The sequence below is a fragment of the Azospirillum baldaniorum genome (assembly GCF_003119195.2).
Classification (GTDB): domain Bacteria; phylum Pseudomonadota; class Alphaproteobacteria; order Azospirillales; family Azospirillaceae; genus Azospirillum; species Azospirillum baldaniorum.
In genome coordinates this window covers 338,441-361,151 of sequence record NZ_CP022253.1, presented here as the reverse complement: position 1 = coordinate 361,151, position 22,711 = coordinate 338,441, and the positions used below count along the sequence as shown (strand labels likewise).

The following is a 22,711-nucleotide window of genomic DNA, read 5'->3' as shown; positions in this document are numbered from 1 at the left end:
GATCGCTTGCCGCCAACCCTAACCCTCTCCCCTCCGGGGAGAGGGTGGCCCGGAGGGCCGGTGAGGGGGTTGCACATGGCGGCACGCCCGGCAAAAGAACATCCCCCTCACCCTAACCCTCTCCCCGGAGGGGAGAGGGGACAATGGGGACGGGAGAGGGTCGCGCTCACGCGGCCAGGAAGCGGTCCTGGTACTCGTTGCGGATGGAGACGTACCAAGCCTCCTGGATCGGCCACCACCACAGCTTCTGCAGCGCGTCACCCGGATAGGCGTCGGCGAAGAACTGCTTGTTCAGGTCGGACAGATGCGCCTCCGCCCCGACCGCCGTGCTGGAGATGCCGGAATGGTTGGTGTAGAGGGCGCCCGCCTCCGGCGTGTAGAACCAGTTGATCCAGGCATAGGCCTGCTCCAGGTTCGCCGCCTTGGCCGGAATCGCGAAGCCTTCCATCCAGGCCAGCGCCCCTTCCTTCGGCGCCAGGAAGCGGATCGGCAGCCCCTCCTTGCGCAGGGCGACCGCGGACGAATCCCAGGTCTGGCCGATGACGCAGCCGTTGGTGCGGAAGGCGCCCTGGGCCTCGTTCTCGTTCGACCAGAACTGGCCGATGGCCTTCTTGTTGGCGGCGGCGACCTGAAGGATCGCGTCGAAGTTGGCGCGCGCCTTCGCCTCGTCCTTGAACTGCTCGCGGATCGGGTGGGGCAGCTTGCCCTGGCCTTCCAGCCACAGGCCGATGCCGATCAGGCCGGAATGGCCGCGCACCGTCACCTTGCCGGCGTGCTCGGGCTTCCACAGGTCGCCGTAGCTGGCGGTGCCGTAGGTCAGCGGCGCCTTGGCCTGATCGTAGGCGATGGCCTCGGTCCCCCAGTCGGCGGGCGCGAAGAAGCGCTTGCCGCCGACCACGCCGCCCATGGCGGCGGAACCTTCGACCGCCGACTTCAGGCAGCCGTCCCACTTGACCTTCGACTCGTCCAGCGGCTGGACCAGCTCGAACTCCACATAGTTCGGCACGCGGTCCACCGTGGGGTGGATGATGTCGAAGCCGGCGCCGCCGGTGGCCTTGAGCTGGTTCAGCAGCTCGTCGTTGGTGCCGTATTCGGTCAGGGTGGCCTTGATGCCGGTCTTCTTCTCGAAGTCGGCCAGCATGTCCGGGCTGATGTAGCCGGCCCAGGAGAAGATCTTGACGCTGCCCGACGCGGCGCGGCCCTCGCGCAGGATGAAGGGGCCGACCGCGGCGACGCCCGCGGCGGCGGCGGTCCCCTGGAGCAGCAGGCGGCGGGTGAAGCCCTTGGCGGCGCGCTGCGTCTCGGCGCTGGAGCGCTGTTCCAGGCTGGTGGTTTCCGGAACCTTGGTCATGGCACCTGCTCTCCCCTTTTCTTATTGGCCCGAATTCATGCTGGCTTTGCCCATCGCGGGGCTGGCTGCGGGACCGGTCCAGCCGGACTCCGCCGCAGCGGCAACTGTGCCGCGATATCCGGGCGCCGTCCATGGCTCAAGCGGGAGTGGGCGCAAACTTCATCGACCTGTAACGGCCCGCTCAGCTCTCCAGCATGCGGCGGAGAAGCTCGACGTCCTCGGCGAAGGCGGGGTCGGTGGTGCGCAGCTCCTCCACCTTCTTCACCGCGTGCATCACGGTGGTGTGGTCGCGCCCGCCGAACTTGCGGCCGATCTCCGGCAGGGAGCGGGCGGTGAGCTGCTTGGCGAGGTACATGGCGACCTGCCGCGGGCGGGCCACGGCGCGGGCGCGGCGGGCCGAATGCATGTCGGCGACGCGGATGTTGAAATGCTCCGCCACCCGCTTCTGGATCTCGTCGATGGTGACGCGGCGGTCGTTGGCGCGCAGCAGGTCGTGCAGCACCTCCTGCGTCGATTCCAGCGAGATGGCCCGGCCGACCAGCTCGGCGTGGGCGACGATGCGGTTCAGCGCCCCTTCCAGCTCGCGCACGTTGGAGGTGATCTTGTGGGCGAGGAACTCCAGCACCTTCAGCGGGATGGCCGCGTTCAGCGCGTCGGCCTTGGCCTGGAGGATGCCCAGACGCAGCTCGTAGGTGGTCGGGTGGATGTCCGCGACGAGGCCCCAGCCGAGGCGGGAGCGCAGCCGCTCCTCCATGCCTTCCAGATCGGACGGGCTCTTGTCGGCGGAGATGATGACCTGACGGTTCTGGTCCACCAGCGCGTTGAAGGTGTGGAAGAACTCTTCCTGGGTGCTGTCCTTGCCGCTGATGAACTGCACATCGTCGATCATCAGCACGTCCACCGAGCGGAACTGCTGCTTGAAGGCCATGGTGTCCTTGAAGCGCAACGCCCGGATGAACTGGTACATGAACTTTTCCGCCGACAGGTAGATCACCTTGCGGTTCGGATCGTTCCGCCGGATCTGCCAGGCGATGGCGTGCATCAGGTGGGTCTTGCCGAGCCCGACCCCGCCGTAGAGGAACAGCGGGTTGAAGGTGACCGAGGTGGCGTCGGCGACGCGCCGGGCGGCGGCGTGGGCCAGCTCGTTCGGCTTGCCCACCACGAAATTCTCGAAGGTGAAGCGGGGGTCCAGCGGCGCGGAGATGTCGGTCCGGTCCTCCAGCACCGAGGCGACCGCCGTGGGCGACTCGTCCGACGCGAAGGAGGGCGGCCCCGCCGAATAGGAGGAGCCGATGTAGGAGTTGGCGCCGTAGGAGGCGGCCCCATAGGACGCGGACTGGTTGAGCGCCGCGGCCCGCGGGGCGGGCGCCGGGGGAACCGGACCGCCGCCGGCGGCGCCATCGACCGGATCGGAGTCGCGCGACGGCTCGCCCGCGTCCCCATCCGACGTCAATTCCGGCATCAGCATGGACGGGGCGTTGGCGGAGGCGACCACGACGTCGATGGACAGGACGTCCGGATTCTCGCCGGCCCACAGGTTGCGGATGCGGTCGGCGTAGTGGGTCAGCACCCAGTCGCGCATGAAGCGGGTGGGCACGACGATGCGAACCTCTCCCCCGCGGATGCCGGCGAAGGAAAGCGGCTGCAGCCAGCTGCGGTAGGCGATCTCGCCCACCTCGTCCTTGAGGCGGCCCCGGATGCGGGCCCACTGCTGATCCAACGACGCGCCGACCGACATGCTTCCCCTACCCCGCTCCTTTCCCCCCGGACGGCCCCGCGCCGCAGGGGGCACCGTCCCGCCCGACTTAACTTAGGCCCCTTAACTCCAGACCCCTTAACTTAGGTCCCGCGCCTTCAAAACGTTCCTCTCCTGAAGACTCCAACGGTGGATGCCTCCCAACTGGGCGGCAATACTATCCCTTCGGCGAAGTTGGACTCCGCCTTAGCCACGTCGAGTTTTAAGAAAAGCATCGCTCCAGGAGCAACGGGTTGAGTCGAGCTTCTTGAGCGTCCCGCAGCGTTGTCCGCCGCTTTGAACGTCTCCGTCCTTTAGCAAACGGCGCGTGACATTAAAGGCAACATCGGTGCGCCGTTCCCAACGGATCGAAAGTCTAATCAGCCGCCCTCGCCGTGGCAATAGGACAGAATGCGAACGGTCCGGACTGCGGCAAAAATCACGCAACCCCTCCGAAACGCCTCCCTGCCCTCACGAAAGATCAGGGCCGCCGGGAACGAATCGCCACCCAGCAACCGCGATCCCCTGTCCCACCGGAGTTCTGCCGGAGGACTCGGGAAGAACGGAGACTGTACTTATCAAAAACGCAAAAAGCCGCGCCCAGACCTGGTGCGCGGCTTTATAACGCCGAGTAAACTCAGAGAGCCTTGATGCGGGCCGACAGGCGCGACAGCTTGCGCGACACGGTGTTCTTGTGCAGAACGCCCTTGGAGGCTCCACGCATCATTTCCGGCTGCGCGGCCTTGAAAGCCTCAGCGGCTTCAGCCTTGTTGCCGGACGAGATCGCCGTCTCGACCTTCTTCACGAAGGTGCGGATACGGCTGACGCGGTTACGGTTGATCTCCGTACGACGCGCGGTTTGACGAATGCGCTTTTCAGCAGACTTATGATTGGCCATGAAAACCCTACTCCGGACGACACGCCTGTCCCAGTGCGAGGGGGCCTTATACGCTCCAGCCGAATGAGAGTCAAGGCACCGTCCAACACTGTTTTTCGGCAAAGGAAAGATTACGAGATCTTGACGGATTTCTGGTCCTCCCCCGCTAGATACGGGGGAGGAGTCGGGGGATGTCAGCGATGCTTCCAATCCGGCTGACGCTTCTCGGCGAAGGCGGCCATGCCTTCCTTCTGGTCTTCGACGGCGAAGGTGGCGTGGAAGATTCGGCGCTCGACCCGGATGCCTTCCGACATGGTGGTCTCATAGGCGGCGTTGACGGCGTCCTTGGCCATCATGACGACCGGGCGCGAGAGCTTGGCGATCTTCTCGGCGACCCGCACCGCCTCGTCCACCAGATCCACCGCAGGCACGACGCGGCTGACGAGGCCGGCGCGCTCGGCCTCGGCGGCGTCCATCAGACGACCGGTCAGGCACATCTCCATGGCCTTGGACTTGCCGACGAAGCGGGTCAGGCGCTGCGTGCCGCCGGCGCCGGGGATGGTGCCGATGGTGATCTCCGGCTGGCCGAACTTGGCGGTGTCGGCGGCCAGGATGAAGTCGGCCATCATCGCCAATTCGCAGCCGCCGCCCAGCGCGTAGCCGGCGACCGCGGCGATGGTCGGCTTGCGGCACTTGGCCAGCCGTTCCCACTTGGCGGTGATGAAGTTGGCCTTGTAGACGTCCATGTAGGAGAAGTTCTGCATCTCCTTGATGTCGGCGCCGGCGGCGAAGGCCTTCTCCGAACCCGTGACCACGATGGCGCCAACGGAGTCGTCGGCCTCCAGCGCGTCCAGCGCCTGGCCCAGCTCGGTCACCAGCAGGTCGGACAGCGCGTTCAGCGCCTTGGGCCGGTTCAGCGTGACGAGCCCGACCGGTCCGCGGGTTTCGACGAGAATGGTTTCGTACGGCATGATGCAGCAGGCTCCCGTGGTTTGCCCCCTTGCTCCGGGCGGGGGTGCTTCTGGTTTGCTCTTGGTCTCGTTTGGAGGATCAGCGCGGAATCAGCGAGAAGCGGACCACCGTGGCCGCCGCCTTCTGGGTCGCCTTCTGGGCGGCGGCCCTCGCGGTGGCGGCCCTCACGTCGGTGGTGGGTGCCGGCTCGACGAATTCCAGGCGCAGCTCCTCGCCCTCCCGCAGGAAACTGGCGCTTCCGCCCGCCCGTTGCGGGGCGCGGCTCCAGCCGAGCTGCGGCATGGTCTGGTTGTAGAAGGACAGGACCGCGTTGCGGTCCATGGCGCCCGCCATGACGGACTGCGCAATGCGTCCGGCGGGCTTGTCGAAGACCAGCGGCGCCTCCTCGGCGGGGGCGAGACCCGGCATGACCGGCACGTCCCCCATGCCTTCGACGTAACGGGCGGAGTCGGCACGGGCGGGGTCTGCCGCCCAGGCGGACGAGGTTGCGGGCAAAGGAACCCCGGCCAGACCCGCAAGGGCGGGGCCGGCGAGGAGGAGGGCGGCGAGCGTCGCCCTCGCGGTGGCCGATGGAGCCGTCATACCTTCCACCTATATCAACGCTGGCGTTGCGGACAATAGAAAGTCGAACGGCCCGCCTGGACGATCCGGCGGACGCCCCCCGTCTTCGCCACGTCGCAGCTGCAGCCCGGACAGGGCGCGCCCTCGCGGTCGTAGACCGAGAACTGGTGCTGGAAATAGCCGAGTTCCCCCGACGCCTGCCGGTAGTCGCGCAAGCTGGATCCCCCCGCGGCGATGGCCCGTTCCAGCACCGCGCGGATCGCCGCGGCCAGCCGCTCCGCCTTGGCGCCGCTCACCGTGGCGGCGATGCGCGTGGGGCTGAGGCGGGCGAGGAACAGCGCCTCCGACACGTAGATGTTGCCGAGCCCGGCGACCACGCTCTGGTCCAGCAGGGCGGCCTTGATGCTGGTCATCCGCCCGGCCAGCCGCGCGGCCAGCACCGGTCCGGAGAAGGCGTTGCCCAGCGGCTCCGGCCCCAGCGCGCGCAGCAGCGGGTGCTCGGCGAGCGTCTCCGCCATGGCGAGGTCCATCAGGCCGAAGCGGCGGGCGTCGTTGAAGGTCACCACCGTCCCGGCGTCGGTCTCCAGCACGACATGGTCGTGGGCGCCCCAGGCGGCGGGCCGTTCCGGCGTGATGATCATGCGGCCCGACATGCCGAGATGGGCGATCAGCACCGTCCCGTCGTCGAGATGGACCAGGATGTACTTGGCGCGGCGGCGCACCGACTCGACGCGGCGGCCGGTCAGCCGCTCGCAGAAGCCGTCCGGAAAGGGAACGCGCAGGTTGGCGCGGCGCTGGAGCACCTGGACCAGAGTCCGCCCCTCCAGATGCGGGGCGAGGCCGCGGCAGACGGTTTCGACTTCGGGAAGTTCGGGCATGATGGCAAGGAGGATGGTGGGAAGCGCGGGTTGACGCAAGGGGCGCCTTCAGCCCTCCAAACCGTCCACCAGCCTCCGCAGGGCGCGCGCCATCGCCGCCGCCGGGCCGGACCAGTCGCCGCTCCGGGTCTGGCGGAACAGCCGGGCGGTGGGATACCAGGGGCTGTCCTCCCGCCCCATCATCCAACGCCAATCCGGCGAGTGCGGCAGCACGACCCACACCGGCACCCCCAGCGCCCCGGCCAGATGGGCCGGACCGGTGCAGGAGGAGATCACGAGGTCGAGGTTGCTCATGATCGCCGCGGTGTCGGCGAAATCGACGATGTCCGGCCCCAGATCGGTGAAGGATGGTGGCAGGGCCATCCCCTCCAGATCGTCCCGCCCCGGCCCCTTCTGAAGCCCGAAGACGCGCACGCCCGGCACGCCCAGCACTGGCCGCAGCCCGGCCAGCCGGGGCGAGCGCTGCGCATCGCCGTGAAAGGACGGGTTGCCCGCCCAGACCAGCCCGACCCGCAGCCCCGGCCGGCCCTCCAGCCGCTCGCTCCAGGCGGCGGCGCGCCGTGGATCAGGACGCAGATAGGGCACACGGGCGGGGATCGCCTCCAGGCTCGGGCAGAACAGACCGGCGAGGCTCATCAGCGGAATCTGGACGTCGGTGTCGGGCAAGCCGCTTACGCCCGGAAAGTCGGGAGCCCGCGGGATCACCGTCACCCGCGCCGGATCGGTGTTGCGCTCCAGCAGCGGCAGGAGAGGGCCGTGCGCCTCCAGATGGACATGCGCCGGGGCGGCCTGCAGCACATGATCCAGGAAGCGGATGAACTGGATGGTGTCGCCCAGCCCTTGCTCCGCATGGACCAGGATGGTCCGCCCCGCCAGATCGGTGCCGTCCCAGAGCGGCTGACGGAAGGGGCGGCGCTGCCCGGCCAGGGCCTCGCTCCGCCAGCGCCACTCGTACTCCGCCCAGCCGGCGGCGTAATCGCCCAGCCGCAGCAGCAGATGGGACAGATTCCAGTGGGCGACGACCAGTTGCGGCGCCACCCGCAGGGCGCTGCGGAAGGCCTCCTCCGCGTCCCGCGGGCGGTCGAGATGCACCAGGGCATCGCCACGGACGACCTGGGCCTCGCCCAGATCCGGGGCCAGCCGCAACGCCCGCTCGGCCAGCCGCAGGGCCTGCGCATCCTCCCCGATCCGGATGGTCAGCGCGCCGAGGTTGGACAGGGACGGCGCGTGCGCCGGATCGCAGACCAGCGCCGCGCGCCCGGCGGTCATCGCCTCCTCCAGCCGCCCCTGGGCGGTCAGCGCCAGCCCGAGCTTGGCGTGGCCCTCCGCCTCCTGCGGGGCCAGGGCGCGCGCCCGGCGGGCCAGCCGCTCCGCCGCCGCCGCGTCGCGCCCCTCGAGCCGGCACAGCGACAGGTTCCACAGCGCCAGGGCCTCCGCCGGACGAGCGGCCAGCAGCCCGCGGAACAGTCGGGCGGCCTCCTCCACCCGGCCATCGCGGTAAAGCGCGGCGGCGTGGGCGGAGAGGAGCGGCACTCCCACCGCCTCCGCCACCGGGCGGGTGAGCCGCGCCACCGCCTGCCCGACCTTCCCTCCATCAAGAAGCTCCCGCCCTTCCCGCTCCACCGCCCGGTCGGCGAGGTAGCGCGCCTCCAGGCCGTCCGGCTGGAGGGTCAGGAGCCGTTCCAGCACCAGCAGCGACTCGTCGTGCCGCCCGACGCCGCGGCAGGCCAGGGCGAGCTGGAACAGCGCCGCCGCGTGGTCGGGCTGGAGCGCCAGCGTCCGCCGCAGGGCATCCACCGCCCCCTGCCCGTCCTCCAGGATCAGCCGGACGCGGGCGAGGTCGTAGCGCAGGCCCGGATTGTCGGGAACCAGCCCGATCGCCCCGACGAACAGCGCCGCCGCCAGTTTCGGCCGGTCCGTCTGGCCGTAGAGCACGCCCAGCAGATGCAGAGCGGTCGCCTGATGGGGATCGGCGTCGAGGATGCGGCCGTAGAGGATTTCGGCCTCGGCCAGACGGCCGGACTCGTGGTGGTCGAAGGCGATGGCCAGGGCTTCCGCGATTGTCGCCATGTTTCCGTGCCGGGCCGTGGGAGGGAGTGAAGGGGTGGGAGGACGCGAAGGGTAGCAGAGCTATGGGAAAAGCGCGCGCAGCCGGTCGGTCACGGCGTCCAGCGGCGTCCGCCAGTCCCCCGCCGCCGGCTGACGGAACAGGCGGGCCGAGGGGTACCAGGGGGAGTCGTCCCGGCCGACCAGCCAGCGCCAGTCCGGCGCATGGGACAGCAGCAGCCAGACCGGGTGGCCCAGCGCGCCGGCCAGATGGGCGGTGGCGTTGTCGATGGTGACCACGAGGTCGGTGGCGGCGATCTGCGCGGCCAGCCCGTCCAGGTCGTCCTTGCGGTCCAGCCCGGGCGGCAGCGCGATGGCGATGCCCTCCGCCGCCAGCGCGGCCACCTCCCCCGCGCAGTCGCCGTATTGCAGCACCACCATGTCGGCGCCCGCGGCGTGCAGCGCGCGCGCCAGATCGGCCGGCGGCACGTTGCGCAGGCGTCCCCATTTCGGGTTGGTGGTGTGCCAGGCGATGCCGACCAGAGGCCGCCCGCACCTCCGCCGAACCGCCGGCGTCCGCGCCGGATCGGCGGACAGGATCGGGCGAAGCCGGCGGAAATCCTCCTCGCTGCGCAGCAGCAGGCGCGGCAGGCTGCCCGAGGGGATCTGCGCAGCGATGTCCGGGGCGGACAAGCGCGGGTCCGGCCGCGGGCCACGCGGCACCACCTCCACCCCCGGCAGCGCGCGGGCGAACAGCGGTGCCAGCCGGGCGTCGCATTCCAGCAGGCAGCCGGCCAAAGTGGTTGTTGATGATTGCGCCTCTTCCGTTGACGATTGCGTCAACAATGGGAGCAGCGTGGCGAACATCAGCTCGTCGCCGACCCCCTGCTCTCCCCAGACGAGCAGCCGCCCGCCGCCCAGCGGCTGCCCGCTCCACAGCGGCTGCGGGAAGCGTCCGGCGGTGCGGCACCAGGGTTCGGCGGTCCAGCGGTCCTCCCAGGCGTCCCAGCCCTCCGCGAAGCGCCCGAGCGCCAGCAGCGCCGAGGCCCGCGCCAGCCGCGCGTCGGCCAGGGCGGGGTCGCGGGCGAGCGCCGCCTCCGCCTCGGCCAGCGCCGCCTCCGGGTCGCCGCAGAGCGCGTGGGCGTCGGCGAGATTGTTGCGGATGGCCGCCGACTCCGGCTGGAGCGCCGCCGCCCGCCGCAGGGCGTCCCGTGCGCCGCCCGGATCACCCTGCCCCTTCCGCACATTGGCCCGGTTGTTCCACAGCGCGGCGTCGGCGGGGGCCAGCGCCAGACCGCGCTCATAGGCGTTGCGGGCGGAGGACAGCGCGCCGCGGTCCTTCCGCCACGCGCCCAGCCGGTTCCACAGCGCCGCCCGCTCCGGGTCGAGCCGCAGGGCACGGCACAGCTCCCCTTCGCCCACATCGGGCCGCAGGGCCAGCGCCCCCAGCAGGCCGGCGTCGTCCGGCGTCAGCAGCGCGGCGATCCGCCGCTGGGTCAGCGCCTCGTCCGTCCGTCCCAGCGCGTCCAGCGCCTGGGCACGGTTGATGCGCGGATCGGCCAGCCCCGGCTGAAGGTCCACCGCCGCGCGCAGCGCCTGCTCCGCCGCGGCCGGATCGCCGGCGGCCAGCCGGCGCAGCGCGAAATTGTTGAGAAGCGCCACCCGCTCCGGATCGAGGGCGGCGGCGCGGGCCAGCGCCTCCGCCGCCGCGCCGAAGCGGCCCAGCGCCTCCAGCAGGTTGGCGTGGTTGGCGTGCAGATCGGGCTGGCCTTCGGCTTGGCCATCGACGGCGGCGACGGCCTGTTCGACCAGGGCGCAGCCCTCCTCCAGCCGCCCGCACTGGGCGAGGAGAAGGCCACGCAGATGCAGGGCCGGCGGGTGGCCGGGAACGGCGTCGAGGATTTGGCCGTAGACCGAATCGGCCTCGGCGAAGCACCCCTCCCGCTGGAGGTCGAAGGCGATCAGCAGGGCTTCCTGCAGCGTGGCCATGGTCCCCCGTCCGTCCGCCATCGTCCACCGGCGGGCACGGTGGCGAAGCCGGGACGCGGGGTCAAGCCCGCAAAAACCGCCCGCCGGGGGTGCGTCACGGCAACGCCCCGGCTGGCGCAAGCCCAGACCGCGCGCTATGTTGCGCGCCATGACCGATCCGCGCACCCCCTCCGCCCCGTCCCAGCCCGCAGCTCCGGCCCAGGCCACCGGCGTGTCCGCCGGGGCCGAAGGGAACTGGTTCGGCTACCGCCCCGTCGATCCCGACGCCAAGTCCGGCCTCGTCCGCGCCGTCTTCGACAGCGTGGCCGGGCGCTACGACCTGATGAACGACCTGATGTCGGGCGGCATCCACCGGCTGTGGAAGGACACGCTGATGGAGATGGTGGCGCCGCGCGCCGACATGACGCTGCTCGACGTGGCGGGCGGCACCGGCGACATCGCCTTCCGCTTCCTGGAGCGCGGCGGCGGCCGGGCCGTGGTCTGCGACATCACCGAGTCGATGGTCCGAGTCGGGCGCGACCGTTCCTACGACCGCAACCTGCTGACCGGCGTGAACTGGACGGTCGGCGACGCCGAAAGGCTGCCCATCGCCTCCCGTTCGGTGGACGCCTATACGATTGCGTTCGGCCTTCGCAACGTCACGCGCATCGACGCCGCGCTTTCCGAGGCGCGCCGCGTGTTGAAGCCCGGCGGAAAGTTCTTCTGCCTGGAGTTCAGCCACGTGGTCCTTCCGGTCCTGCGCGAGATCTACGACGTCTATTCCTTCCAGGTCCTGCCGCGGCTCGGCCGCATGGTGGCCGGGGACGAGGACAGCTACCGCTATCTGGCGGAGAGCATCCGCCGCTTCCCCGAGCAGCAGGCCATGGTCAAGCGCATCGAGGCGGCGGGCTTCGGCGCGGTGCGCGTGCGCAACCTGACCGGTGGCATCGCCGCCATCCATTCCGGCTGGCGGATCTGACCGGATGCTGTTCCGGACCGCCCGAAACATTGGCCGCCTCTTCGTGATCGGCCGCACGCTGGCGCGCTACAACGCGCTGCCGGAAACGCTGCCGCAGACCGCCCCCGGCTTCGCGCTGTTCTGGCGCTGGGTCGGCAACGCCAAGGAGCCGGGCCGCGTCGGCCAGCGGCTGGCCCGCGCGCTGGCCGACCTGGGGCCGACCTACATCAAGCTGGGGCAGCTGCTGTCCACCCGCTCCGACCTCGTCGGCGAGCGGATGGCGCTGGATCTGGCCGAGCTTCAGGACAAGCTGCCGCCCTTCCCCGGCGCCCAGGCCCGCGCCATCGTCGAGGAGGAGCTGGGCGCCCCCATCGGGACGCTGTTCCGCAGCTTCGACGAGGTGCCGGTCGCCGCCGCCTCCATCGCGCAGGTGCATTTCGCCGTCACCGCCGAGGGGCGGGAGGTCGCGGTGAAGGTTCTGCGGCCGGGCATCGAGAACGCCTTCGAGCGGGACATTGACCTGTTCTACTGGCTGGCCGAGCTGGCTGTCATGGTCATGCCCAAGCTGAAGCGGCTGCGCCCGCGCGAGGTGGTGGACACCTTCGCCCGCACCTCCCGCCTGGAGATGGAGCTGCGGATGGAAGCCGCAGCGGCGTCGGAGCTGGGCGACAACTTCAAGGACGACCCCACCTTCAACGTGCCGGCCATCGACTGGGACCGCACGGCGCGCCGTGTCCTGACGCTGGAGCGCATCCGCGGCTTCAAGGTGGACGAGTCGGAAAGGCTCGACGCCGCCGGCTACGACCGCGACGAGATCCTGGCGAAGGCCTCGGCCAGCTTCTTCAACCAAGTGTTCCGCGACGGCTTCTTCCACGCCGACCTGCATCCGGGCAACCTGTTCGTCACCCAGGACGGCAACATCACCGCCGTCGATTTCGGCATCATGGGCCGGCTGGACCGGGCGACGCGGACCTACCTCGCCGACATGCTCATCGGCTTCCTGACCGGCGACTACCGCCGCGTCGCCGTGGTGCATTTCGAGGCGGGCTATGTCCCCCGCCACCAATCGATCGAAGTGTTCACCCAGGCCTGCCGCGCCATCGGCGAGCCGTTGCAGAACAAGCCGCTGAGCGAGATTTCCGTCGGCCGGCTGCTCGCCCAGCTCTTCGCGGTGACCGAGCAGTTCGAGATGGAGACCCAGCCGCAGCTCCTGCTGCTCCAGAAAAGCATGCTCACGGCGGAAGGGGTGGGCCGCATCCTGAACCCCGACATCAACATGTGGGAACTGGCGCGCCCGCTGATCGAGGACTGGATGCGCGAGAACCGCGGGCCGGAAGCCCAGATTCTCGACGATCTGGAGGCCGTGGTGTCGACGGTGCGCCGCCTGCCCCGGCTGGTGAACCAGGCCGAACGCGCCGCCGCCGAACTGGCCGACGGCGGCCTGCGCCTGCACCCCCACTCGATCAAGCACATGCTCGACCGCTGGGTGGAACGCCGGATCAGCGAGCGCGTCGCCCTGTGGATCATCGTCGTCCTGCTGACGGTGATCGCGGTCCGGGTGCTGTAGGGTCCTTTTCGGCGGCGCGCGGAAGGGGTGCGGCGACGTGCCCCTCCCCCTTGGGCGTCGTTGACCCCGCCACCGCCCGGCCGGACACTGGAACCGTCGCAACCGTTCGCGGAGGGAAGCCATGGCCCGCGACGACTTCCAGGCGCTTCTGACCTACATCCGAACCGACCAGTTCCAGCCGCACCGGCCCCGCTTCGGCCCGCTGGAGTCCCCGCCCCCTGTCGTCACCATCGCCCGCGACCACGGCGCCGGCGGCGAGGCAATCGCGGCGAAGCTCGCCGGGTCGCTGGGGGTGCCCTGCTTCGACAAGGAAATCCTCGACGCCGTGGTGGCGACCGCCACCTCCGACCCGACGCTGATGCGCCAGCTCGACGAGAAGCTACCGGGGCGGGCGGGGATGTTCCTCTACGCCAGCCTGATGGGGCTGCACGACCCGCTGACCGAGTATCAGCAGCTGCTGACCCGCGTGGTCAACGGCATCGCCTTCCGCGGCGGGGTGATCGTCGGGCGCGGAGCGCATCTGCTGCTGCGCGGGGCGCCGCGCTTCCGCGTCCGCATCGTCGGATCGGACGAGGTCTGCGCCGCGCGGCTGGCCGGCGGCGATCCCGCCAAGGTCGCCGACGCGCTGCACGAGGTGCAGCGGGTCAACGCCGCCCGCGCCAAGTATTTCAAGGAGTTCTTCAAGGTCTCCAACGGCGATCCGCTGCAATACGACCTGATCGTCAACACCGACCGTTTCACCGACCTGGACGCCGTCACGGACCTGATCCTGCACGCCCACCGGGTCCATGGCGGTCACGCGGAGATTCAGCCGCCCTCTTCGATCCACCAGGACTCGACCAGCGGGCCGTAGAGGGGCGTCGCTTCCGGGTGCTTCAGCCGCGACCAGCGGGCCATGCGGTCGGTCGGGCTGTGGAACAGCGGCACCATGTAATGGCCCCACAGCAGCACCCGGTCGAGCGCGCGGACGCGGGCTACGAGGGCGTCGCGGGTCCGCGCCTCGGCGATGGAGGCGGCGATGGCGTCCACCACCGGGTCGCGGATGCCGGGATAATTGCGGCTGCCCGGCTGGTCCGCCGCCTCCGACCCGTAATAGTAAAGCTGCTCGTTGCCCGGCGAGAGGCTGGAAATCCACCAGCGCAGGGTCATGTCGAAATCGAAACGATCCAACCGCGCCTGATACTGCGCGTTGTCCACCGTGCGCACCGTGACGGCGATGCCCAGCCGCTCCAGCGAGCGGGCGTATTCCAGCGCCACCCGCTCGTCCGCCGGGTTGCCCAGCAGGATTTCGAAGGCGAAGGGACGCCCCGCCCCGTCGGTCAGCCGTCCACCACTCACCCGCCAGCCGGCCTCGGCCAGCAGGCGCAGTGCCTCGCGCAGGTTATCCCGCGCCCCCGCCGGTCCGCCGCCGTCGGTGCGCGGCAGGGTGAAGGGCGTGGTGAACAGCTCCAGTGGCAGGCGGTCGCGGAAGGGCTCCAGCACCGCCAATTCCTCCGGCCCCGGCACCCCCTCCGCCGCCAGCTCGGAGTTTGGGTAGTAGCTCGCCGTGCGGACCAGCGCGCCGTGGAACAGCGTCTTGCCGATCCAGGCGAAATCGGTGGCGAGGCCGAGCGCCCGCCGCACCCGGATGTCCTGGAACAGGGGACGCCGCGTGTTGAAGATCAGGCCGCGGGCGAACTCCGGGCGGCGGTGCGGCAATTCCTCCAGCACGATCCGCCCCGTGCGGAGCGCCGGGCCGTCGTAGCCGGTGGCCCATTTGGCGGGGTCGGATTCGCGCCGCACGTCGCCCTGCCCGGCCAGGAACGCCTCCAGAGCCACCGAGTCGTCGCGGTAATAGGTGAAATCCAGCGTGCCGGCGTTGAACAGCCCGCGCCGCGACGGCAGGTCCCGCCCCCAGTAGTTGGTCACCCGCTCGTAGACGATGCGCCGTCCGGCCTCCACCTGTTTGACCCGGTAGGGGCCGCTGCCCAGCGGCGGGTCGAGCGTCGTGGCGGCAAAGTCCCGCCCCGCCCACCACGCCTTGGCGTGAATCGGCATCAACCCCATCAGCAGCGGCATCTCGCGGTCGAAACGACCGTCCGGGCCGGTGGCGAAGATGAAGCGGACGGTGCGCTCGTCCGGCGCCGCGGCGCTCGCCACCTTGGCGTAGAACTGGCGGCGGTTCGGCGTGCCGTGGGCGCGCTGGACCTCCAGCGAGAACAGCACGTCGGCGGCGGTCACCGGCGTTCCGTCGTGCCAGCGCGCGGCGGGGTTCAGGTGGAAGACGGCAGCGCCGCGGTCCTCCGGCACCTCCAGGCTCTCGGCCAGCAGGCCGTAGAGCGAGAAGGGCTCATCCCACGAGCGGGCCAGCATCGTTTCGAAGACCAAACCAAGCCCCAGGGCGGGCACGCCCTTGACCACATGGGGGTTCAGCGTGTCGAAGCCGCCGGTCACCGCCTGGCGCAGCGTGCCGCCCTTCGGCGCGTCGGGATTGACGTAGGCGAAATGCGCGAAATCCGCCGGATAGGCGGGGTCGCCATGCATGGCGATGGCGTGGACAGCCTTCGCGGGGGGGTCGGCCCGTGCCGCAAGGGGAAAAAAGGCGAGACAGAGCAGCGCAAAGAGGATGCAGGGCATGGCGAAGGCTCGTCCCTTTGCCGCACCTGCGCAAGTGGCTTTGACTTATGCCCGCATCTGCCTAAACTCCGCGCGCGCGGCGCCGGGAGCTTTGGCCCGCGTCCACAACCAAGCGCAACCCGCTTTTGCAGTCGAAGGATGGTTTTCCATGGATCTCAGCAAGGTTCCGGTCGGCAAGAACGCCCCGTGGGACGTGAACGTGGTCATCGAGATCCCGTTGCGCGGCGAGCCGGTGAAGTACGAGATCGACAAGGAGTCGGGCGCGATGTTCGTCGACCGCTTCCTGCACACCGCCATGTACTACCCCTGCAACTACGGCTTCATCCCGCACACCCTGTCGGGTGACGGCGACCCGGTGGACGTCTGCGTGGTCGGCCGCCATTCGGTCATCCCGGGCGCCGTCCTGCGCTCGCGCCCGATCGGCGTGCTGTTCATGGAGGACGAGGGCGGCGAGGACGAGAAGCTGCTGGCCGTTCCGGTCGACAAGCTGCACCCGTTCTACAGCAACGTGAAGTCCTACAAGGACCTGCCGGAGATCACCACCGAGCAGATCGCCCACTTCTTCCAGCATTACAAGGATCTGGAAAAGGGCAAGTGGGTGAAGATCCTGCGCTGGGGCGACGAGCAGGAAGCCGCCAAGAAGATCCAGGAAGGCATGGAGCGCGCCGCCGCCGCCACCAAGGGTCAGCTCGGCCCGGTGGTCTGACGCGCCTCTCGACTGGACGGGTTGCAAGGGCCGGCTCCGCAGCGCGGGGCCGGTCCTGCAACGCGGACCGGCCCCGCTTTTTTCCTCACCCGGTCAGGGCAGCGACTTCTCCACCGAGGTCACCGCTTCCTTCAGGATTTCCGCGCTGCGCTTCAGCGCCGCCGCCTCCTCCTCCGACAGGTCGGGCATCACCGTCTCCAGGACGCCGCCCGCCCCGATCACCCGCGGCAGCGACAGCGCCACGTCCGGCACCCCCAGCACTTCGTCGTTGAGGATGGAGCAGGTCAGCACCGCCCGCTCGTCTCCGGCGATGGCCGCCACGATGCGCGACAGACCGCCGCCAATGCCGAAGGCGGTGTGCCCCTTGCCGTCGATGATGTGATAGGCGGCGCGGCGCACGCCCTCGTCGATGGCGGCGCGGTCCTCCGCGGTCAGGGGACGCTTCAGCCGCTCGGCGCCGCGGTCCACCGGCAGGCAGGCCACGGTGGCGCCGGACCACAGCAGGACTTCCGAATCGCCATGCTCGCCCACCACATGGGCGTGCACCGACTTCGGCGTCACCCCCAGACGGTCGGCCAGCAGCGCGCGGAACCGCGCGGTGTCGAGGATCGTGCCGGAACCGATCACCCGCGACGGCGGCAGGCCGGAGATGCGGGTGGCGATCTGCGTCATCACGTCCAGCGGGTTGGTCGCCACCAGCAGGATGGCGTCGGGCGCCGCCGCCAGGACCGCCGGGATGATGGCGCCGAAGACCGCCGCGTTGCGCTCCAGCAGCTGCAGGCGCGTCTCGCCGGGCCGCTGCGCCACGCCGGCGGCCAGCACCACCACGCCGGCCCCGGCCAGCGCCGCGTAGCCGCCGTGGCGCACTTGGGCGGCGCGGGCGAAGGGCACGGCGTGGGCGATGTCCTGCGCCTGGGCCGCGGCCAGCTTCTCGTTCATGTCGACCAGCACGACCTCGCTGGCCGCACCGCTCATCACCATGGCGAATCCCGCCGTGGCGCCCACCGCGCCAGCCCCGACGATCCCGACCTTCATGGCTCCCGCTCCCAGTTTTTTTCCGTTGAAGGTCAACAGGGTGGAGCATCGCGCCCGCCCGCTCAAGCCCCGATGCGCGGCGGGGATATGCGTTCCGGAGGGGGGCGCGACAAAGGGCGCCTGTACAAAGGTATGACCAATGTGTATGTTGCACCGCAACATGAGCGGCGATCGGTCGCGTTCCCGTCCTGCGATTGCCTCCTTACCGCTGATTGCAACTCGACGGCCCCGGTCCGATCTTTAGCGGAATGGCGGCTGTTCGAGCCTTGCTGTGTGAGACGAACCCCCGGAACCCGGCCATGACCGTTCGCAACCTCGACCGCCTGTTCAAGCCTGCCTCCATTGCCCTGATCGGGGCGACCCGAAAGCCGAACACCATCGGCGCCGTGGTGGCCCGCAACCTGTTCAACGCCGGGTTCGACGGCCCGATCATGCCGGTGACCGGCGAGCGCGCGGTCGAGGGGGTGCTGACCTACAAGTCGGTGGACGATCTGCCGGTCACGCCGGACCTGGCGGTGATCTGCACCCCGGCCGCCACGGTGCCGGCCACCGTCGACGCGCTGGGCAAGCGCGGAACCAAGGCGGCCATCGTCATCTCCAGCGGCTTTTCCAAGGAGCAGACCCAGACCCTGCGCGAGGCGGCGAAGCCCCACCTGATGCGCGTCCTGGGTCCCAACAGCCTGGGCATCATGGTGCCGGGCCGCGGGCTCAACGCCAGCTTCGGCCACGTCACCCCGAAGAAGGGCGACGTCGCCCTGGTGGCGCAGTCGTCCATGGTGGTGACGTCGATCGCCGACTGGGCGACGGCGCGGGGGATCGGCTTCTCGCACCTGATCTCGATGGGCGACAAGGCGGACGTCGATTTCGGCGACCTGCTGGACTATCTGGCCGGCGACGCCAACGTGCGGGCCATCCTGCTCTACATCGAGAGCATCAGCGACGCCCGGAAGTTCATGTCGGCGGCGCGCTCCGCCGCCCGCCAGAAGCCGGTGATCGTCATCAAATCCGGCCGCACCGACGAGGCGCTGGAGGCCTCAACCTCCCACACCGGGGCGCTGGCGGTCTCCGACGCCGTCTATGACGCCGCCTTCCGTCGCGCCGGCATCCTGCGCGTCAGCGGCCTGGACGAGCTGTTCGACGCGGTGGGCACGCTGGGCACCGGGTCGCCGATCACCGGCGACCGGCTGGCCATCCTGACCAACGGCGGCGGCATGGGCGTGATGGCGACCGACAGCCTGATCCTGTCCGGCGGGCGGCTGGCCCAGTTCGCGCCGGAAACGATGGACGCGCTGGAGAAGGCGCTGGGCGCCGGCAGCGCCCGCAACCCGCTGCGCATCGGCGGCGACGCCCCGCCCAAGCGCTACGCCGATGCGCTGCACGCGCTGATGGCCGATCCCAACAACGACGCCGTGCTGGTGCTGAACTGCCCGACCGCGGTGACCGACGGGCTGGCCGCCGCGCAAGCCGTGGTCGACACCATGATCGCCAACAAGACGCGCAAGCACCCGGTGCTGACGAGCTGGCTGGGCGACAACACCGCGGCGGAGGCGCGCAAGCTGTTCGCCGCCAACCGCGTCCCCACCTACGACACGCCCAGCCACGCGGTGCGCGCCTTCCTGCATCTGGTGGAATACCGCCGGAACCAGGAGCTGCTGATGGAGACGCCGCCGTCGGTGCCGGAGGATTTCCAGCCCGACGGCATCACGGTGCGCAAGATCATCTCCCGCGCCATCGCCGAGAAGCGCGACTGGCTGAGCGAGTATGAGGCCAAGCGCGTGCTCGCCGCCTACGGCGTCCCGGTGGTGGACACCCGCCGCGCCGACACGCCGGAGGAGGCCGCCCACTGCGCCGAGATGATCGGCGGGCCGCTGGCGCTGAAGATCCTGTCGCCGGACATCACCCACAAGTCGGACGTCGGCGGCGTCGCCCTGCACCTGACCGAGCCGGCGGAGGTCAAGGCCGAGGCCGAGGCCATGCTGGCCCGCGTGCGCGAGGCCGTGCCCGACGCCCGCATCGAGGGCTTCACCGTCCAAGAGATGGCGGTGCGCGCCGACGCCTATGAGCTGATCGTCGGCATGACCGAGAACGAGCTGTTCGGCCCCGTCCTGCTGTTCGGCGAGGGCGGCATCGGGGTGGAGGTGGTGGAGGACTACGCGCTCGCCCTGCCGCCGCTGAACATGAAGCTGGCGACCGAGCTGATGGGCCGCACCCGCATCTGGCGCCAGCTGCAGGGCTACCGCTCGCGCGCCGCGGTCGATCTGGAGGCGGTGGCGCTGACGCTGAACAAGATTTCCCAGCTCATCGTCGATTTCCCGGAGGTCGCCGAGCTGGACGTCAACCCGCTGCTCGCCGACGCGGAGGGCGTGCTGGCGCTCGACGCCCGCATCAAGGTCGGCGTCCCGGCCCTGCCCGGCGCCAAGCGTCTGGCCATCCGCCCCTACCCCAAGGGTCTGGAGGACCGGATCACCATCAAGGACGGCCGCCAGTTCCTCGTCCGCCCCATCCTGCCGGAGGATGAGCCGCTGGTGCACCACATGGTGGCCAACCAGACGCAGGAGGACTTGCGGCTGCGCTTCTTCGCGCCGCTGAAGCGGCTGTCGCACCAGGCCGCCGCCCGTTTGACCCAGATGGACTACGACCGTGAGATGGGTCTGGTCGCCGTCGGGCCGGACCCGGAGACCGGCGAGACCATCATGTACGGCGTGGTGCGCATCACCGCCGACCCCGACAACCTGCGCGCCGAATACGCCGTGATGGTGCGGTCGGACATGAAGGGCCAGGGGCTGGGCTACCAGCTGATGAACAAGATCCTGGACTACGCCCGCTCCCGCGGGATCAAGGAGGTCTACGGCGAGGTCCTGCGCGAGAACACCAGCATGCTGGGCATGTGCCGCGCGCTCGGCTTCATCCGCAAGGAGAACCTCGACGAGCCCGGCGTGGTCGAGGTCCGCATCGAGCTGGGCGGCGGGCTGGCCGCGGAATAACCGCGGCGGCCCCTTGGACGGCGCCCACTTGGAAGCGGCGAGGGAGAGGGCCATACTCATGGGCATGAGCGATCCGGCACCCCGCCCGATGACCGTGGAAGAGTTCCTCGTGTGGAACGACGGAACGGACACCCGCTATGAGCTGGACGGCGGCCAACCCGTCGCCATGGCGCCGCCCGCCGCGACCCATGGCGCCTTGGCGATGGCCATCGGCATTCAGATCGGAACCCGGCTCCGGCCTCCATGCCGTGTCGTTTCCGAAGCGGGCATCCGGCTTTCCGACCACGAGGACACCTATTTCCAGGCGGACATCGCGGTGACTTGCCAGCCCTTGAAGCCCGGCATGGTTCCGGTGCCGGATCCGACCATCATCATCGAGATCCTGTCGCCCTCCACCGCCCAATTCGACCGCGGCCGGAAGCTGGCGATCTACCGGGAAATCCCGTCGGTGCAGGAAATCCTGCTGCTCGACTCGACGAAGCGCTTTGCCGAACTGTGGCACCGCGAGGACGAGCAGAGCTGGGCTGTTCGTGACATCAGAGGCCGCGACGTCATCGGGGGCGGGACGCTGCGCTTCCCCTCGGTCGGGGTCGAGATTCCCATGGCCGCCCTGTATGAGGGCGTCCTCTAGACGCCCTCTCCTGCACTCAGCCTTACAGCAGTGTTTCCAGGACGCGGTCGGGCGGGGCGTGGCCGTCCGCGAAGGTCTTGATGTTGATAATGACCTTCTCGCCCATGTCGATGCGGCCCTCGATGGTGGCGGAGCCCATGTGCGGCAGCAGGACCACGTTGTCGAGCCGCAGCAGCTTCGGGTTCACCGCCGGCTCGTGCTCGAACACGTCCAGGCCGGCCCCGGCGATCTCGCCCTTCGACAGCATCCGGGTCAGCGCCGTCTCGTCGATGACCTCGCCGCGCGAGGTGTTGACGATGAAGCAGTGCGGGCGCAGCAGCTTCAGCCGGCGCTCCGACAGCAGGTGGTAGGTGGCCGGGGTGTGCGGGCAGTTGATGGACACCACGTCCATGCGCGCCAGCATCTGGTCCAGGCTCTCCCAATAGGTCGCCTCGAGCTCCTGCTCGACGTCCGGATAGACGCGGCGGCGGTTGTGGTAGTGGATCGACATGCCGAAGGCCCGCGCGCGGCGCGCCAGCGCCTGCCCGATGCGGCCCATGCCCAGGATGCCCAGCCGCTTGCCCTGGATGCGGTGGCCGAGCATCGTCGTCGGCCCCCAGCCCTTCCACTGGCCGGAGCGGACCAGTCGCTCGCCTTCCGCCACCCGGCGGCCGACCGCCAGCAGCAGGGCCATGGTCATGTCCGCCGTGTCTTCGGTCAGAACACCCGGCGTGTTGGTGACGCTGATGCCGCGCTCCCGCGCCGCCTTCAGATCGATGTGGTCGACGCCCGTCCCGAAGGAGGCGATGAGACGAAGCTGCGGCCCGGCCTTCTCGATCACCTCGCGGTCGATCCGGTCGGTGACGGTGGGAACCAGCACGTCGGCCGTCTGCACCACGTCGATGAGCTGCGCGTGGGTCAAGGGTTCGTCGTCGGAGTTCAGCCGTGCGTCGAACAACTCCATCATCCGCGTCTCGATGACGTCGGGCAACTTCCGGGTGACGACGACGAGCGGCTTCTTCTTTTCGGTCATAGACGGTGCCTCCCCCATTCCGGGCCGACGCTTGTCCTATCAAGCGGTTGGGAAGCTGTCCAGATGGCAGTGACGATTCGGCGCGGCGGCCAGCCCGATGAGCCGCCCCGCCATGTGACAAGAACCGATGCCGTGCGCCCGCCCGCGCCTTGCGCTTGCTCCCAGCGGCTACCCCTAATTATAGTGCGTCCGACTCAAATCCTTCCGATCTCCACAGCACGGGGCTGCCGGTGTTGCCGTTGCCGACGACGTCTGCCATCCGCCGCGCTCTCGCCGTTCTGGTGCTGGCCGTCGCAGCCCTGGCGCCGGTCACGCCATCCACCGCCGACGCGTCGGAAGGCGGGCGGCGCGAGAAGGACCCGACCCACGCCTCGGGCCTGCCGATCCCCCGTTTCGTGTCGCTGCGCTCGGGCGAGGTGAACGCGCGCACCGGCCCCAACGTGCGCTACCCCATCGAATGGGTGTTCACCCGCAAGGAAATGCCGGTGGAGATCACCCAGGAATTCGACACCTGGCGACGCATCCGCGACTGGGAAGGCAGCGAGGGCTGGGTGCACCAGAGCATGCTGTCGGGCAAGCGCAGCATCGTCATCACCGGCGACATCCGCACCGTCCGCAAGGAGCCGCACGGCGACGCCGCCGTCGTGGCCCGCGCCCAGCCGGGGGTGATCGGCTGGCTGCGCAAATGCAAGGGCGAGTGGTGCGAGGTGGACCTGAAGGGCTATCGCGGCTGGATGAGCCGGGGGGAGTTCTGGGGCGCCTACAAGGACGAGACGTTCGAGTAACCGGCGGGCGGCTTGCCCCCACCCTTCCC

At 69.8% G+C, this 22,711-nt stretch carries 18 protein-coding genes; 7 read left to right on the top strand and 11 right to left on the bottom strand.

Annotation, left to right across the window (positions count from 1 at the left end):
* Positions 1–166 precede the first annotated feature (166 nt).
* From Sp245p_RS01645 to Sp245p_RS01610, 8 genes are all read right to left on the bottom strand, one after another.
* Positions 167–1,351, bottom strand: a complete 1,185-nt coding sequence (locus tag Sp245p_RS01645; protein ID WP_014238811.1) for an extracellular solute-binding protein — start codon at positions 1,349–1,351, stop codon at positions 167–169.
* A 181-nt stretch (positions 1,352–1,532) separates the two neighbouring features.
* Positions 1,533–3,089 (bottom strand): chromosomal replication initiator protein DnaA, encoded by a 1,557-nt coding sequence (gene dnaA / locus Sp245p_RS01640; RefSeq protein ID WP_014238812.1) that lies wholly within the window; start codon positions 3,087–3,089, stop codon positions 1,533–1,535.
* A 634-nt stretch (positions 3,090–3,723) separates the two neighbouring features.
* The gene (gene rpsT / locus Sp245p_RS01635) at positions 3,724–3,984 is read right to left on the bottom strand and encodes a 30S ribosomal protein S20 (RefSeq protein WP_014238814.1); all 261 of its coding nucleotides are present in this window, start codon (positions 3,982–3,984) and stop codon (positions 3,724–3,726) included.
* Positions 3,985–4,157: 173 nt separating this feature from the next.
* Positions 4,158–4,934, bottom strand: coding sequence for an enoyl-CoA hydratase (locus Sp245p_RS01630; protein WP_014238815.1), 777 nt, complete (start codon positions 4,932–4,934; stop codon positions 4,158–4,160).
* A gap of 79 nt (positions 4,935–5,013) precedes the next feature.
* Positions 5,014–5,517 (bottom strand): hypothetical protein, encoded by a 504-nt coding sequence (locus Sp245p_RS01625; protein ID WP_014238816.1) that lies wholly within the window; start codon positions 5,515–5,517, stop codon positions 5,014–5,016.
* 14 nt (positions 5,518–5,531) lie between these two features.
* The gene (gene mutM, locus Sp245p_RS01620; protein WP_041811329.1) at positions 5,532–6,374 is read right to left on the bottom strand and encodes a bifunctional DNA-formamidopyrimidine glycosylase/DNA-(apurinic or apyrimidinic site) lyase; all 843 of its coding nucleotides are present in this window, start codon (positions 6,372–6,374) and stop codon (positions 5,532–5,534) included.
* A gap of 48 nt (positions 6,375–6,422) precedes the next feature.
* On the bottom strand, positions 6,423–8,444 hold the full coding sequence (locus Sp245p_RS01615) for a tetratricopeptide repeat protein (RefSeq protein ID WP_014238818.1): 2,022 nt from the start codon (positions 8,442–8,444) through the stop codon (positions 6,423–6,425).
* Between the two features lie 60 nt (positions 8,445–8,504).
* The gene (locus Sp245p_RS01610) at positions 8,505–10,409 is read right to left on the bottom strand and encodes a tetratricopeptide repeat protein (RefSeq protein ID WP_014238819.1); all 1,905 of its coding nucleotides are present in this window, start codon (positions 10,407–10,409) and stop codon (positions 8,505–8,507) included.
* Positions 10,410–10,557: 148 nt separating this feature from the next.
* On the opposite strand from Sp245p_RS01610, the gene Sp245p_RS01605 reads away from it, so the two are divergent.
* The 3 genes from Sp245p_RS01605 (at position 10,558) to Sp245p_RS01595 (ending at position 13,766) form a co-directional block, all read left to right on the top strand.
* Positions 10,558–11,367: a class I SAM-dependent methyltransferase gene (locus Sp245p_RS01605; protein ID WP_079285102.1), complete on the top strand. Its 810-nt coding sequence runs from the start codon at positions 10,558–10,560 to the stop codon at positions 11,365–11,367.
* Between the two features lie 4 nt (positions 11,368–11,371).
* A complete protein-coding gene (gene ubiB / locus Sp245p_RS01600; RefSeq protein WP_014238821.1) occupies positions 11,372–12,913 on the top strand; it encodes a 2-polyprenylphenol 6-hydroxylase in 1,542 nt (513 codons plus the stop codon).
* Between the two features lie 121 nt (positions 12,914–13,034).
* Positions 13,035–13,766, top strand: coding sequence for a cytidylate kinase-like family protein (locus Sp245p_RS01595; protein WP_014238822.1), 732 nt, complete (start codon positions 13,035–13,037; stop codon positions 13,764–13,766).
* On the opposite strand, the gene Sp245p_RS01590 is transcribed toward Sp245p_RS01595, so the two are convergent.
* Positions 13,721–15,529 (bottom strand): extracellular solute-binding protein, encoded by a 1,809-nt coding sequence (locus tag Sp245p_RS01590; RefSeq protein ID WP_014238823.1) that lies wholly within the window; start codon positions 15,527–15,529, stop codon positions 13,721–13,723. The two genes, Sp245p_RS01595 and Sp245p_RS01590, sit on opposite strands and share 46 nt — an antisense overlap.
* A 148-nt stretch (positions 15,530–15,677) precedes the next feature.
* On the opposite strand from Sp245p_RS01590, the gene ppa reads away from it, so the two are divergent.
* On the top strand, positions 15,678–16,235 hold the full coding sequence (ppa, locus tag Sp245p_RS01585) for an inorganic diphosphatase (RefSeq protein WP_014238824.1): 558 nt from the start codon (positions 15,678–15,680) through the stop codon (positions 16,233–16,235).
* 93 nt (positions 16,236–16,328) lie between these two features.
* Here ppa and Sp245p_RS01580 read toward each other — a convergent pair whose 3' ends face one another.
* The gene (locus tag Sp245p_RS01580; protein WP_014238825.1) at positions 16,329–17,270 is read right to left on the bottom strand and encodes an L-lactate dehydrogenase; all 942 of its coding nucleotides are present in this window, start codon (positions 17,268–17,270) and stop codon (positions 16,329–16,331) included.
* A 299-nt stretch (positions 17,271–17,569) separates the two neighbouring features.
* On the opposite strand from Sp245p_RS01580, the gene Sp245p_RS01575 reads away from it, so the two are divergent.
* Together Sp245p_RS01575 and Sp245p_RS01570 are read left to right on the top strand one after the other, a co-directional pair.
* Positions 17,570–20,254: a bifunctional acetate--CoA ligase family protein/GNAT family N-acetyltransferase gene (locus Sp245p_RS01575; RefSeq protein ID WP_014238826.1), complete on the top strand. Its 2,685-nt coding sequence runs from the start codon at positions 17,570–17,572 to the stop codon at positions 20,252–20,254.
* 58 nt (positions 20,255–20,312) lie between these two features.
* Complete coding sequence (locus Sp245p_RS01570; RefSeq protein WP_014238827.1) at positions 20,313–20,885, top strand: Uma2 family endonuclease; 573 nt, start codon at positions 20,313–20,315, stop codon at positions 20,883–20,885.
* 22 nt (positions 20,886–20,907) lie between these two features.
* Here Sp245p_RS01570 and Sp245p_RS01565 read toward each other — a convergent pair whose 3' ends face one another.
* Entirely contained in the window at positions 20,908–21,897 is a 990-nt protein-coding gene (locus tag Sp245p_RS01565; RefSeq protein WP_014238828.1) for a 2-hydroxyacid dehydrogenase, read from the bottom strand.
* A gap of 230 nt (positions 21,898–22,127) precedes the next feature.
* Between Sp245p_RS01565 and Sp245p_RS01560 the strand changes: the two genes are divergently transcribed.
* Positions 22,128–22,682, top strand: a complete 555-nt coding sequence (locus Sp245p_RS01560; RefSeq protein ID WP_014238829.1) for an SH3 domain-containing protein — start codon at positions 22,128–22,130, stop codon at positions 22,680–22,682.
* Positions 22,683–22,711: the final 29 nt, after the last annotated feature.